General features: G+C 59.1%; 11 protein-coding genes. 6 read left to right on the forward strand and 5 right to left on the reverse strand.

Annotated elements, in window-relative coordinates:
* Window positions 1-52: 52 nt before the first annotated feature.
* The 3 genes from SO139_RS27080 to aspD all read right to left on the reverse strand — a co-directional run bounded on the left by SO139_RS27080 (window position 53) and on the right by aspD (window position 2,419).
* On the reverse strand, window positions 53-364 hold the full coding sequence (locus SO139_RS27080; RefSeq protein ID WP_449381360.1) for a hypothetical protein: 312 nt from the start codon (window positions 362-364) through the stop codon (window positions 53-55).
* A gap of 124 nt (window positions 365-488) precedes the next feature.
* On the reverse strand, window positions 489-710 hold the full coding sequence (locus SO139_RS27085) for a hypothetical protein (RefSeq protein ID WP_449381361.1): 222 nt from the start codon (window positions 708-710) through the stop codon (window positions 489-491).
* A 95-nt stretch (window positions 711-805) separates the two neighbouring features.
* Window positions 806-2,419 (reverse strand): aspartate 4-decarboxylase, encoded by a 1,614-nt coding sequence (gene aspD / locus SO139_RS27090; RefSeq protein WP_449381362.1) that lies wholly within the window; start codon window positions 2,417-2,419, stop codon window positions 806-808.
* Between the two features lie 362 nt (window positions 2,420-2,781).
* On the opposite strand from aspD, the gene aspT (SO139_RS27095) reads away from it, so the two are divergent.
* The 4 genes from aspT (SO139_RS27095) to SO139_RS27110 all read left to right on the forward strand — a co-directional run bounded on the left by aspT (SO139_RS27095) (window position 2,782) and on the right by SO139_RS27110 (window position 8,757).
* Window positions 2,782-4,473, forward strand: coding sequence for an aspartate-alanine antiporter (gene aspT / locus SO139_RS27095; RefSeq protein WP_449381363.1), 1,692 nt, complete (start codon window positions 2,782-2,784; stop codon window positions 4,471-4,473).
* 16 nt (window positions 4,474-4,489) lie between these two features.
* The gene (aspT, locus tag SO139_RS27100; RefSeq protein WP_474804197.1) at window positions 4,490-6,184 is read left to right on the forward strand and encodes an aspartate-alanine antiporter; all 1,695 of its coding nucleotides are present in this window, start codon (window positions 4,490-4,492) and stop codon (window positions 6,182-6,184) included.
* A gap of 312 nt (window positions 6,185-6,496) precedes the next feature.
* The gene (locus tag SO139_RS27105) at window positions 6,497-7,849 is read left to right on the forward strand and encodes a clostripain-related cysteine peptidase (RefSeq protein ID WP_449381365.1); all 1,353 of its coding nucleotides are present in this window, start codon (window positions 6,497-6,499) and stop codon (window positions 7,847-7,849) included.
* A gap of 47 nt (window positions 7,850-7,896) precedes the next feature.
* Complete coding sequence (locus tag SO139_RS27110; RefSeq protein WP_449381366.1) at window positions 7,897-8,757, forward strand: M48 family metalloprotease; 861 nt, start codon at window positions 7,897-7,899, stop codon at window positions 8,755-8,757.
* 50 nt (window positions 8,758-8,807) lie between these two features.
* On the opposite strand, the gene SO139_RS27115 is transcribed toward SO139_RS27110, so the two are convergent.
* Window positions 8,808-10,682: a matrixin family metalloprotease gene (locus SO139_RS27115; protein ID WP_449381367.1), complete on the reverse strand. Its 1,875-nt coding sequence runs from the start codon at window positions 10,680-10,682 to the stop codon at window positions 8,808-8,810.
* A 214-nt stretch (window positions 10,683-10,896) separates the two neighbouring features.
* On the opposite strand from SO139_RS27115, the gene SO139_RS27120 reads away from it, so the two are divergent.
* Window positions 10,897-11,736, forward strand: coding sequence for a hypothetical protein (locus SO139_RS27120; protein ID WP_449381368.1), 840 nt, complete (start codon window positions 10,897-10,899; stop codon window positions 11,734-11,736).
* 10 nt (window positions 11,737-11,746) lie between these two features.
* Here SO139_RS27120 and SO139_RS27125 read toward each other — a convergent pair whose 3' ends face one another.
* The gene (locus tag SO139_RS27125) at window positions 11,747-12,478 is read right to left on the reverse strand and encodes a hypothetical protein (protein WP_474804193.1); all 732 of its coding nucleotides are present in this window, start codon (window positions 12,476-12,478) and stop codon (window positions 11,747-11,749) included.
* Here SO139_RS27125 and SO139_RS27130 point away from each other — a divergent pair.
* Entirely contained in the window at window positions 12,473-12,634 is a 162-nt protein-coding gene (locus tag SO139_RS27130) for a hypothetical protein (protein WP_449381371.1), read from the forward strand. The genes SO139_RS27125 and SO139_RS27130 overlap by 6 nt on opposite strands.
* Window positions 12,635-12,714 lie beyond the last annotated feature (80 nt).

Raw genomic sequence — 12,714 nt, forward strand, 5'->3', positions numbered from 1 at the left:
GATGACATCAATGGACGTCGACACCGGCGGGAGACAACGACGATCTCTCCCGTCAGCCGAGAAGTTGGGTTTGCCGAAAATGATGGCTTTGGGGAGTGAACCACCTGGCCAGGGCGCGCACCTCGTCTTCGCATGTTTCCAGTGCGATCTTCTGGGCGAGCATCACGTCGCCGATTGGCAGATCACCAATCGTCGTGAAACACAGCCCATCGCGGAGGCGGCCTCTTTTGTCAATCTCGCATACGTTGACCGAGGTGCCGGTAAAGATCCTGTAATGATTTCCGGTGTTGCCTCCGACCACATCGAAGTAGCCGTTGCTTGCGAACTGCTCGCGCTGCGCCTGCGACAGCCAATCTCGCAGCATCCGCAGCGACCGCCCCTCAGGCGTGGCCTCCGCGCCGCGCCTTAGGAAAAGGGCTCTCGTCGCTCTCATGCGGGAGCGGGTACCCAACGGCAATGGTCGAAATCGAAACATGACAGGAAGGCGACTACCCGCCGATCAGTCTGGGAAAAAAGAGTGTTTCTTCCGCCGTGGGGTCGAACGATCGGATTTTCGATACCTGACCATGACTGGTCCTGACCGCTGCGGTGAAGCCAACCCCGGTCAGTTCGTAGAACCGCCGTTCCGCTCGGGCCAGCTCCTCTGCGTCGTCGGAGTTGAAGGAATAACGGCTATCGCCGCTGCGGTCCATCACGAGCTGGATTGGCATGATTGCCCTCCTATGATCGCTGTGGTCGGAGATCCTCGATCCAAAAGTATCGCTTGGGCAACGCCCAGTCCGGGCGTTGCCGTAGCCGCGCTCCTTTAGCCTCGCTTAGCCGCCTCGTACGTGTCCCGGTATCCTCTGGCAATCGTTCGAACGCCCCGTCCGATATCGTCGTAGACATCGTCCGGCAGGTTCGCCAGGGAGACACGCAGCGACCATTCGGGGGCATCGAAGCCGCCACCATTCAGCAGCACGATCCCGTGGGCTTCCGCCAAGCGGAATGCAAGATCGAGCGGATGAATGTGCTTCTTCAGATAGTCGACGGCTTCGTCCCCGATGTTCTTCCGGGCCCAGAACTCGAAATCGATCAGGGCGTAATAGGCGTCGTAGTTGGGATTGGGCGACAGCTTGTCGGCAAGTCCCAGGCCATCGAGCAGTGCCCACAGCCGCTTGTTGACGATTTCCATGCAGGCGGCCTGATAGGCCTTCTTCGCATCCATCATCTCCGCGAGCGAGAAAAGGCTCATCATCACCTGCTGCGGCAGCGACAGGCCCGCGGTGTGATTGAGCGCGACGTCGCGACTGTCGGCAACGATCCGATCGATGAACTTCAGCTTGCGCGGCTCCAGCGTCAGCGGTCCGTAACGCTTGTCGAGCGCCTTCACAGCGTCGTCGGGCAGCTTCGCGATCATCTTGTCGAAGATGTTGTCTTCATGAATGGCGATGGCACCGAGCCGCCATCCCGTGCAGCCGAAATATTTGGAATAGGAATAGACGCCGATGGTGTTGTGCGGGAGCTCACCCAGCAGCGAGCGGAAGCCGTGGACGAAGGTACCGTAGACGTCGTCGGTGAGCAGCATGAGGTCGGGGCGCTTGGTCTTGACCAGCTTGCCCAGCTTGGCGATCGTCTCCGGGCTCACGCCCATCCCGGAGGGATTGGCGGGATTGACGATGAAGAACGCCTTGATCTTCGGATCCTCCAGCTTCTTGATTTCCTCGTCGGTAAACTGGAATTTGTTCTCCTGCGGTGCCCTGATCTGGACGACCTTGAGGTCGTAATCTTCCAGATGCGTCATCTCGATGTAGGGTGTGAAGATCGGCGTTCCCAGCGCGATGGTGTCGCCGGGAAGCAATAGGCGGTTGGCCTTCAGCGACTTGAAGAGGTAGCACATCGCCGCCGTGCCGCCCTCGACCGCATAGATGTCGAACTTGCCGGCCGGCCGCGGATCACCGCAAACGGCCCACATCAGATATTCGTGCACGACCTTTTCGTTGTGCACCAGCATGCGGTCCGGCACCGGATAATTGTCCCCGATGATGGAATCGACGAGTTCGTGGACGAAGGCATCCGCGTCGAAGCCGAATTTCTTGACCGCAAAGGGCAGCATCTCCGAAAGGAAGCTCGCACCCGGCATCTCGGAGTGCTTGGCGAGCCAAGCCTCAAACCGCGCGGCAATGCCCTTCGCCTGGGGCATGCCGCCAATCCCCGCCGGGTGCTCCATGACCCGCTTGCTTTCGGTGATCGCGAACTGTCCCAGCAGGAAGAAACCTTCGCGCGGCGTGGTGGCCACCCAGTTCGGGTTGCCGCGGCCGGCGTTCAGGAACGCGGATTGCGTCCGTTTCGACGTCGCCTTGGCGAGATTGATCAGCTCGTCCTTGATCTCGAACGGGCTCAGCGCCTCGAATTTTTTCAGGGTCAAGATGTCGGCCATGTGACACTCCCGGACTGTGCGATCTGTTGGAACGAGCACGAGGTGGACCAGGCTCTGGCGCCCGCGAAGATCGCGCCGAGGATGATCGGCGCCCGCTGGCGTCTCTTGATCTACCTCAAGGCATAGGCGGCAATGACGCTCCGAATCTCCGCCATGCCGCAACGCACCAAGACGATGTCGTCGGTGATGCCTCGGATGCCCCGCAGCTCGGCCGTTGCGCTTGACATAAATCAACATGTCCTGTCCGGACCGTCGCCTCATGTTGGTCGATATTGCTTCAGCTCTCGTCGTCGGGTCTTCGATTCTCGAAGCGGAGCGGGAGCGAAGCGGGCGCACGCCGACGGCATGAACGGGGTGACATCATGATCGACTGGTTCTTTCAGACGCTCAAGACCTATCCGGAAATCGCGATCTTCCTGTCCCTGGCGCTGGGCTACTATTTTGGCTCCTTCACCTACAAGGGTCTGGGACTTGGAGCTGTCACCGCGACGCTGATTGCCGCTGTCATCATCGGCCAGATCGGGATCACGATTACAGGCCCGCTCAAGCCGTTTTTCTTCCTGATGTTCCTGTTTGCCATCGGCTACGGCGTCGGGCCGCAATTCGTGCGCGGCATCGCGCAGGACGGTGTTCCCCAAGCGATCTTCGCTGCCGTCGTGTGCGTGTTCTGCCTGCTCGCCGCGTATCTCGGGGCGAAGATTGCCGGTTACGATGTCGGCTCGGCCGCCGGACTCTATGCCGGTTCGCAGACGATTTCGGCGTCAATGGGTCTGGCGACCGATGCCATCAACCGGCTCGGGCTGTCGCCGGAAGAAACCAAGAAGATCCTCGACGGCATGCCCGTCGCCTATGCGGTGACCTACATCTTCGGCACCGTCGGATCCGCGATCGTCCTCGCGCTGCTTGGGCCGGCCCTGCTCGGCATCGATCTGGAAGCGGCGTGCAAGAAATATGAGGAGGAGCACGGCGGCAAGAAGCAGTTGGGCGGTCCCGGCACCGCCTGGCACCAGTTCGAGGTCCGCGCATTCCGCGTTCGCGAGCGCGGCCCGGCGGTCGGGAAGACGGTGCAGGAGGCCGAGGCGCTGGTCCCCGATCAACGGGTATTCATTCTGCGGCTGCGACAGAGCGGGAAGATCATCGATGCCATCGCCGATGCCGTGATTCATGCAGGCGATGTCGTGGCCGTGGCAGGCCGGCGCGACGTGCTCGTCCAGCTGATCGGCGAACAGGCGGAGGAGGTCGACGATCGCGAGCTGCTTGCCATGCCGATCGAAGGTGTCGATGTCTACGTGACCAGCAAGGACGTCGACGGCAAGACCCTGGAGGAGCTGGCGAAGAGCCCGGCATCGCGCGGCGTATTCCTGCGCAAGATCACGAGGGGTGCGATCGCGGTCGAGATTCCCATTCTTCCCAACACCAAGCTGAACCGGGGCGACATCGTCACCATCGTTGGACGCACGCCCGATGTCGCGGCCGCGACAAAGATGCTTGGCCGGCCGGATCGCGCAACCGACGTTGCCGACGTTGCCTTCATCGGTGCCGCCATTGCCATCGGCGCGCTGGTCGGCGCGATCGTCTACAAGATTGGCAGCGTGCCCCTCACATTGTCCACCTCGGGAGGAGCGCTGATCTCAGGCCTGTTCTTCGGCTGGCTGCGTTCCGTGCGGCCGACCTTTGGCCGGATTCCCTCGCCTACCGTCTGGTTCATGAACTCCGTTGGCCTGAACGTTTTCATTGCCATAGTCGGCATTTCGTCGGGGCCGGGATTCGTTGCCGGCCTGAAGGCGCTTGGCATCGGCCTGTTTCTCTGGGGCGTCGTGGTGACGACCGTACCGTTGATCCTCGCAATGTATGTCGGCAAGTACCTGTTCAAATTCCATGACGCCATCGTGCTCGGATGCTGTTCCGGCGCACGGACCACGACTGCCTCGCTCGGCATGATCAACGATCGCGCCAGGAGCCAGATTCCGGGTCTTGGCTATACCGTCACCTACGCGGTTGGAAACACGCTGCTGACGATCTGGGGCATGGTGCTCGTCATGCTCATGACATAGAAATCGGCTGCCCGAGATGCTGACCTGGCTGGAGCAGTTTCTCGTCCGTTATCCGGAACTCGCGCTGTTCCTGGTTATCGCCGCGGGCTACTGGATCGGAAGCTTCAAGATCGGCGCCTTCAGTCTCGGCCCGGTCACGGGCGCATTGTTCGCCGGCCTGGCGGTCGGCGACTTCGCGCATGTGCCCGTTTCCAGCATGACCAAATCGTTCCTGTTTCTGCTGTTTCTGTTCGGAGTCGGCTATTCCGTCGGTCCGCAATTCGTGCAGGCGATGAAGCGCGACGGGCTGAAGCCGATGCTGCTCGCCGTCGTCGTGTGCCTCACCGGCCTTGCGTCCGCAATCGCCGTGGGGCGGATACTCGGGCTCGACCCCGGCTTTGCGGCGGGGCTGATGTCTGGGGCGCTGAGTCAAAGTGCGGCGATGGGAACGGCGACCGACGCGGTCAACGGCCTCTCGGCGCCCGAGGCGCAGCGTGCCTTGTATGTTTCGCACATCGCAGTCGCTGACGCGGTCTGCTACATCTTCGGCTATGCGGGCGTGATCACGTTCTGCACGGTGATAGCGCCTGCGCTCCTGAAGATCGACCTGCGGGAAGAGGCGCTCAAGCTCGAGCAGTCGCTGGGAATGACTCGCACCAAGCCGGGTCTGGCATCCGCGTGGCGAAAATTCGAGCTGCGGGCCTATCGGCTGGACGAGAGCTCTCCCCTCGCCGGATCGACCGTCGCGGCCGCCGAAGCCCGCCTGCCCGAGCACCGCCTGTTCATCCATCGGATCCGCCGTGGAGAACGTATTCTCCAGGCGGAGCCCGGCGCCATCCTCGCGCCAGGCGACATCATCACGATATCGGCGCCGCGTCAGATCATCGTGGAGCTGATCGGCGCCCGCGCCGAGGAGGTCGAGGACAGAGGGCTGCTCGACATTCCCTTGATCTCCGCTGACGTTTTCCTGATCGATGCCAAGCTCGCCGGCATGAACCTGCAGGAGGCCTCACAGCGGGACTGGACACGCGGCCTCTATTTGCGCTCGTTGAGCCGGGGCGGCCAGGAGCTTCCGATTGCTCCCGGCGTCGTCCTGCAGCGTGGCGACCTGCTGCGCGTCGTCGGCCCCGAACCGGTCGTGGAGAACGCGGCGAAGAATATCGGTGTCATCGTTGCCCCCAGCACCAGCATCGATTTCGTCGTGCTGGGGCTCGCCATCTTCTTCGGCGGCGTCGTTGGCGTTCTCGTGAGTTTTCCTGTCGGCGGCATCAAGATCGCGCTGAGCACGAGCGTCGGCACGCTGCTTGCCGGGCTTCTGGTCGGATACCTCCGCACGCTCAATCCGCGCTTCGGCCGGATTCCGGACGGCGCCGTCAGCCTGATGACATCACTCGGACTGGCCGCGTTTGTCGGGCTCACCGGCATCCATGCCGGGCCGATCTTCCTTTCCGCCCTGCGAGAATCGGGCATCGGCCTGCTGCTCGGCGGCATGGCAGTGACCCTGCTGCCGCAGATCGTCGGATTCTGCTTCGGTCATTTCGTCTTGCGCATGAACCCAATTCTTCTGCTCGGCGGTCTGACCGGGGCGCAAACGGTAACCGCGGCAATGGCCGCCCTCCAGGAGCGATCGGGAAGCCCGGTGCCAGTGCTCGGCTATACACCGGCCTATCCTATCGCGAACATCCTGCTCACAACCTGGGGCTCGGTCATGGTTCTCGTATTTGCGGCCTGAGCCGACACAGCATCATCTATATGTCGGGAGATTCAGCCTTCGGCCGCACCGCGAAGAGCCAGCCATCGGCAAATGTGCTCGTTGGAAAGACGGACAATTGGAGGACTGCGACTCCGAAGCCGGAAGTCATTCCTGTTCCGGCACCACGAATCCCGCAATGCATCACCTTGCCGCGTTTGCGACCCGCGGGCAGTGGGCGGCCCGCGAGATCCTGCACGCCTGTCTTATGCCGCTCGTGCGGGGACTCTTGCTTACAACGTAAAGTTGGTCTTGAATGGAGCTTTGCCGCTTCTGCCATTCAAGAGCCCAGCGATGATCCGCAGCACGATTTTCCTGATCGTATCGATATTGAGCACGACCGGACTTCTCGCCACGAGAGCAGCGGCCAATTCCGCAGAGTGGACGGTCATGGTTTTCATGAACGCAAAAAACAACCTTGAGCCCGATGCCATCGAGAATTTCAACGAGATCGCGAGCCGGGGAAGCACGAGCGACGTCAACGTGCTGGTCGAGATGGGAAGGCCGGTTGTTCACTTCACTGAGGCCGCAGAGAAGTGGTCAGGCGTCCTCCGATTTCGCGTGAAGAAGAACCAGGAGCCGGTGCCCGCGCAAGCGGTTGTGGATCTCCGGGGTAAGCCCGAACTTTCCGATCTAGGGTCCCCCGCCGCCCTTCAGGACTTCGTCGATTGGGCCGTGGATACTTATCCGGCCAAGCGCTACATGCTCGTCATCTGGAATCATGGGCAAGGCTGGCGGTTTCAGTTGGCGAGCGATACTAATGTGCGGGCAACTTCGGCATCCAGAAATCCGAGTGTCCAGACGGTCAACGCAGCCGATCTGCAGAGAGCGGCGGAAAACACGCCGCCGCTCGGCGGATTCCGCGCGGTTTCCTTCGATCAAGACACAGGCAACTTCCTCTACAACAGCGACATCCAATCGGTCACGGAGACTCTTTCGTCCCGGCTCAAGAAGCCAATTGATGTGATCGGCTTCGATGCCTGTCTGATGTCGATGCTGGAGACGGCGTATGCGTTCAGAAGTTCATCTTCCATGCTCGTCGGTAGCGAAGAGTTGGAGCCGGGCGCAGGTTGGGACTACGACTATTTCCTGAAAAGGCTGCTCGCCAAACCGTCGATGACTGCACTTGAGCTCTCCCGTGCCATCGTAGATGGCTATCGTGCTCGTTACGGCAATTCTCATTCGACGACTTTGTCTATTCTTGATACGCCCAAGGCGCTCGAGACTGCGTCCGCCGTTTCCAAGTTTGCCGATGTCCTCATCGCTAAGCACGATGGGGAAAAGTCCAACATCGTTCAAGCGCGGTCCGCAATGAAGACGTATGGATCTAGCGCGGGCATGAAGACATCCGTCGACTTGATCGGCTTCGCCCATGGGTATGCGGCCATAACGAAGGACGCGGATGCCAAAAAGGCCGCCGAAACGGCGGCCGCAAAGGCGTCTGAGATCGTTCTCTATAACTACGCTTCTGCTCGCAGCAAGAAGGATACGGGTTCGAACGGCGTTGCGATATATTTTCCGGCGTCCGCGCAGGACTTCCGGTCCGACCCTTACCATGAAGGCTATCTGAAGAAGAACACTTCTCACGTCGTCGATTTCGTGTCGAAGGAACGTTGGGCCGATTTTCTCGAGCGAAATCTTCAGTGATTTGGGCGAGTGTTGCAAGGCAGGTAAGGTCTAATGTCGCCTGTTCGGTGCTCATCCTTCTGCTGTCGACGATTGCGCAATGTCTCGCAGAGCAGCGGAATCCGATCGAGTTTAGGGGCGCCCTAGAGTCGTTCGCGCAAACCGTGGCCGATCGATGGGGGCACCCGCAGGCTTCGCACTTCATCCTCACGCTCAGCCCTAAGCAGAATATTCATGGTCCGATCTTCGTGAACTTGGCGAACTCGCGAAGCGGCGATGGTGCCATATATCGGGACAACTGCGTCGCTACTCCGTTCGACAGCGTCATTGATTGCGATCTGAAGCTCGTTGATGACTTGATCGATGACTTCCGGCTGATGGAGATCTTCGGGAAAGGCACGCAACAACGCGCCATCTACAGGAAGTATATCTTCCTTTGGATCTTAGCTCACGAGTTGGGGCACGTCGCCCTGAAGCACGGAATGAGCGACTTCGGCGAGGGGACGAGCGGCGAGCGCGTGTTCGACGTCGAGAAACAGAGAAGCGAACTTGCTGCGGATGCCGCAGCGATCAGCTTCGTAGGAAATCTCGAGCAAGCCTCGATTCCGGCATATCAAACGGTTCTGGACATCACGAACGCGCTTCTACGCAAATCGATGTGTCCGGACACGTTTCCGAAGCTTTGCCCCAAGATCCCATTGGGAGGCGTAGGGCTGGACTTCGACTACACGACCGACGCACCGATAAGAATTCCCTTGTCGGGCACTCACCCCGCATTCGTAGCCCGGTTTCTGCGAATTCTCTACCTGTCTGGCGTCGACACTTCAGCAAATTCCATCAATTTTCTCGCAAAGGAAGCCATCGACCGGTTATCCGTCGAGACGGATACGAACGATTGGCGGTCTTTAAAGAGCGCACTACAACGATGAGATCGAGGAACACGCGACGATTTAGCGGAGCGGTCGCGCAAGAGACCGGTTCAATCGTCCAATTCCGACAATCGAAACGCCTGAGGTCTTCCCGCCGTCGACCGACCCTCCGGCGCATGCGTTACGAGCCCTTGCAAACTCTCGACATCCGCGTTCGTGATACAGCGAGAGATCTGCAACGTGCTCGCCATGATCGAGCCCGCCGAGTCCGAATGGCCGAGACCAATCCAATGCCCGACTTCATGAAGCATTATTTGCATAAGATCCAATGTGCGGGCCCCAGAGCCTACGCACGTGACGGCGTCGGTACCCATGCAGAATCTGTAATCTCGGCCATTCAGCTCGACGAGAGTCGCATCTTCTTCACACGCGATGATGTTTGCTCCCCTCCCGCATGCAGTTGGCCGATCCGTCGGCATCAACAGCGTTATGTTCGTGATGATGCGGCTGTCGGTTGCTGTTGAATTGAAGCACCTCAGAGCGGCTTTGATCCGGTATAATTCCGTTGGTTCGGATCCCAAATTCATTGCGCAGACCAAGCGTCGCTTTTCTTCCGTTATAGGCGCCTCACCGAAAAGTTCGACGCCGCCAGCGCCGGTTGCCGCACGTTCGAGAAGACGATTCCCTTGAAGGCCGCCTGGTTGACCGGGTGCGAATATCGGATTCGCGATGTCCGATCTCAACCAATATTGAGTTCCTATCCGTAGGACGGATATCGCGTCGTAATTGCAGCCGCGACAGTTCGCGAGCCAAATCCCGATTGCCGTTCGCAGGGATCGAAGAAGAAAAACAGAGCCTTCCTGACTTGTGTTTTCCGGTAGGTCGATCCCCAATCCTGTCGAGATCGCAAACGCAATCAAAGGCGGCGGGCTCTGCTGTATTGGTGAACGAGCAGCCCCGGGGGTCCAAGCGCGGCATTGATAGCAGTCGCTGGCAATCTTCCAGGCGAGCGATCCGGAGTCACCTGCAGCATGCGCGGGGAGCGGCTCCGAGCCCACCTCGCGGAACGCCGTTGCATAGATAGAACTGAACGTTGGTGTGCCAGCCTCGCCGATCGGCTCAATCTCAACTCGCCAAAGAGGGTGTATGATCCGGTCCCAATCGGCTTGGCCGGTCAGATACCCGTGTCCCTCAGTCGGCGACAACTCGACGATCGATTCGCAAATTCCGCGGAACGCCAGACCACTCGGCTCTTTTGCGTATAGACGAACGCGCGCCCTGACAGGACGGTCCGCCTTCAACTTGATATACAAGTATCGGCCAGCAGTTGCGAACCAAAGCCACGGGGTATCGGACTTGATATTTTCATTGCTGGTCGTTCTCGCCGGCTCGAGAGTACCGCCCTCACGAATCGAGGTCGCGCTTTCCCCGCAAGGACGGGAGGGCTCGCTGCCGTCCCCCGAAAATGGCTTGTCGGACGGCAGCGGCGAGACGGCCGTCAATCTTGGACCTCCGGGCGTAGCCGGAGCGTGCATCATAACGTCGATAACGTAAGGAAACTCGCCGGTAGGACCTCCGCCAGCGCTGTCGAAGACCCTTAGCCTCCAGACCGAGACGTCACCTGCCGTCGAGGGGGTGCGAACAGTGACCGGCTTGGCGGTGCTGAGCCATTCTGTGGTGCATCGGTCTTGAAATTCACTGGCATCGTCCGTCTTTCTGTCGATTTCTATGCGCACTTGGCCTTCGAACTTCGAAAGTGTCCTATGCATCGCAACAAATAACGGGCCCGGACCTCGCACCTGCACCTCTTGCGGCAGATCGACTCGCGCTGACTTTGCGACGAACGAAAGCATAGAGCTCTTGGGTATGGCGCTCGATATCTCGCATCGCACTTCGCTAGTCGCCGAATCGGCCTTGGCTGGCGCCTTCCCCGCAAATGCTGCGAGAACGATAACCCCCGATAAACAGAAACGGTAGTTGAACATGGCATCTGATCCAAACGTCTTTGGCTTCCCTTGGTCTTGAGACCGCCAAATCTAATTCACTTTCTCGGAATCCAAAACTAGGTTGCCAAGTAAGGACGATGCTACTTGATCGCCGGTTCGGTTTGTGAAACGCTCGTGGATAGGGGCGTATGAAATGGTGGGCAGGCGTATTCTTGCTGCGTTTGGTAGCTTGGTCGTGGCTGGTTGCGCGACCATGCCGACGGAGCAGCTTGATGGCGTTTCCATCGTCGCGGTGGAAGAGCGCGTCAAATGCGAGATAGGACAGGCCTTTCTTGCATTGCATGGTAAGCAGGGATATCCGGACCTGTCGAAGTGGGCTGCAGGCCTCACTCTTACGCTCGCCATAGATTCGACGGGCACTCTCGCGCCTTCGGCGTCATTGGCCGGGCCTTTCGGGAGCGTGACGCCGCTCGATCTGAATGTCGGTGTCGTACACAATTCTAAACGTACGGCCCTTCTGAAGATCTATGTTTCATTTCTCGAAGCTTCACATCATCCATGCCCCGCACCGGGTCTAAGTCCGCTGCAGGGCTCGCTTGGTCTCTCAGAGTGGATCGTCCGCGTCTTCGACGACCAGCGAGAGGCGGATGCCCGATCGGAAGCAGTCAACCGTCCAGAGGATAGATTCAAGCCGACGGTTTTCGACTCGAAAGATAAGGCAATCGGCTACTCTCTCGACTTTGCCTTGACGCTGAGTGGTGGCATCGCGCCGACCTTCGTCCTTACAAGTGTGACTGCGAAGTCGCCGCTGTCCGGCGAGTCCAAGTCCACTGACTCGATCGATCTCGCCTTGGTAGAGCTTTCGGATGAGGATTTCCGAAAAGAGTTCTATACCGTCGTGATCCCGGCGCATAAAAAGACGATCAAGCAGAAGACGCGTGCGGGCGAAACGATCGAAGAGACCGTGGAAGTGCCCGAACAAAAGGTCACCCGATCCCGTCCAGTTGCCGTGGGCATCGGGCCTTACACGAAAGCGCATATCGACAGCGTGATTCAGGAACTTCAGTTCCGAACTTTGCTCCCTCGCCGTTAAGCCTTTACGATCAAAAGCATTGGGTCGACTTTCGAGAAACGTCGTGCGGGATGAGGACGTGGTGCAGTTCGGACGTACTCCGAGTGAAGGCACCTCGTCGTAGAGGGCTGTCGTTGGCATCGCAGGCGATAGCGCAATTGCCGCCGGTCTTGGCAGAGAGAGCCTTGATATCGGCAAGCGACTTTTCGGACGACCCTTCGTTGATCAGCGAGACCAGACCATCTTTCAGCTTGCCAATGGATTCCACGAAAGTCCGACCGCCGGAAACGATCGAATTCCAATAAGCCGAGGCGCGATCGCGGTAGGCGCATGTAATCGCGAGGTCGGAGAGAGCCGCCCACGCACTACCGCCGCTGAAAGCGGCTGGCATAGCAACCGCGCCGATGCCCGCCGCTGACGCGAGCAGGAAGTTGCGCCGGCTTAAGAGCTTCCTTCGGTTCGAAGTCGTCGAGATGGAGCTGCTGTTCGTTGTTGCGTATATCGAGATAGGCGTTTTCGATAACGGCCTGGAACAGATTGTCCTTGCTCCCGATGAGCGCCTGGTCCGGTTCACGTGGCAATACCATTTGAAAACTCCTGAATTCTTGACGCTGGTGAACAGCGAGATCTTCACCGGGCCAGGCACTTGAAAAAGTCGGCGCTGATCAAGGTGGCAAGCCGCAAATTCATCACCATGCTCGCCAGCATACTTTAAACAGGCGAAAAAAGCGGGGAGTTTCGAGCAGGGATTGATCCCGTGCAATTGAATATTACGATTGCGGCGGTTGGCTACTATTACCCGACCAACCGATCCACCGGCTCGATAATTTATGATCGCGACCTGATGAATCCGGATGCGCTGGATGAGCGCCTGCAATTCAATATCGACACCATCATTCAACTTGTATGCAAGCAGTAACCTAGTAATCCTCCGCTGGGGGCCGCCTTGTCAGGTGGACCGTTGTGTTGAGAACTGTCCTTATGGACAGGCATACTCAC

This window comes from Bradyrhizobium sp. UFLA05-89 (assembly GCF_059803475.1).

Excerpts from the sequence above, each read along its gene's own strand:
- SO139_RS27080 (WP_449381360.1), bottom strand. The coding sequence starts at position 364 with ATGCTGCGAGATTGGCTGTCGCAGGCGCAGCGCGAGCAGTTCGCAAGC.
- SO139_RS27085 (WP_449381361.1), bottom strand. The coding sequence starts at position 710 with ATGCCAATCCAGCTCGTGATGGACCGCAGCGGCGATAGCCGTTATTCC.
- aspD (WP_449381362.1), bottom strand. The coding sequence starts at position 2,419 with ATGGCCGACATCTTGACCCTGAAAAAATTCGAGGCGCTGAGCCCGTTC.
- aspT (WP_449381363.1), top strand. The coding sequence starts at position 2,782 with ATGATCGACTGGTTCTTTCAGACGCTCAAGACCTATCCGGAAATCGCG.
- aspT (WP_474804197.1), top strand. The coding sequence starts at position 4,490 with ATGCTGACCTGGCTGGAGCAGTTTCTCGTCCGTTATCCGGAACTCGCG.
- SO139_RS27105 (WP_449381365.1), top strand. The coding sequence starts at position 6,497 with ATGATCCGCAGCACGATTTTCCTGATCGTATCGATATTGAGCACGACC.
- SO139_RS27115 (WP_449381367.1), bottom strand. The coding sequence starts at position 10,682 with ATGTTCAACTACCGTTTCTGTTTATCGGGGGTTATCGTTCTCGCAGCA.
- SO139_RS27120 (WP_449381368.1), top strand. The coding sequence starts at position 10,897 with ATGCCGACGGAGCAGCTTGATGGCGTTTCCATCGTCGCGGTGGAAGAG.